1 pseudogene is annotated in these 516 nt (G+C 61.0%); it reads left to right on the top strand.

The window, feature by feature from the left end:
• Positions 1 to 516, top strand: a pseudogene (locus E1J53_RS23885) (DUF11 domain-containing protein); the annotation flags it as partial.

The following is a 516-nucleotide window of genomic DNA, read 5'->3' as shown; positions in this document are numbered from 1 at the left end:
TGGCTCCGGGTGCAAGCACTACGCTGACGATCCTGCTGACGGTAGACGCCGGCACGGACGGAGAAGACCTGGTGAACGTAGCGGAGATTAGTGCGGCTACGGACAGCGAAGACGGTGCGGTGGAAGATATTGACTCCACCCCGGACACCGACGACGGCAACGACGCCGGTGGTGCGGTGGGCACACCCTCCGACGATGCTACGACCGGTGACGGCAGTGGCGCTCCCGGTGATACCGAGGAGAATACGGACGAAGATGATGCTGACCCTGCCCTGATTCGGGTCAATCCCTTCGACCTGGCACTGACCAAAGTGTTGAGTGCTGGTCAGGAACCGGTCGTTGAACCGGGCGATGAGGTTTCGTTCACGATTACGGTGACGAACCAGGGAATGGTTACGGCCGCCAACATTGAGGTAACCGATTACATCCCCACGGGACTGAGCTTCAGCGCCAACAACGATGGTGCGATCTGGACGGACAATGGTGACGGTACGGCTACGGCCGCGATCGCCGGCG

The organism is Lewinella sp. W8 (assembly GCF_004375085.3).
Lineage (GTDB): Bacteria > Bacteroidota > Bacteroidia > Chitinophagales > Saprospiraceae > Neolewinella.
Note: the sequence above shows the minus strand (reverse complement) of the source record. Positions and strands in the feature narration are given on the sequence as shown.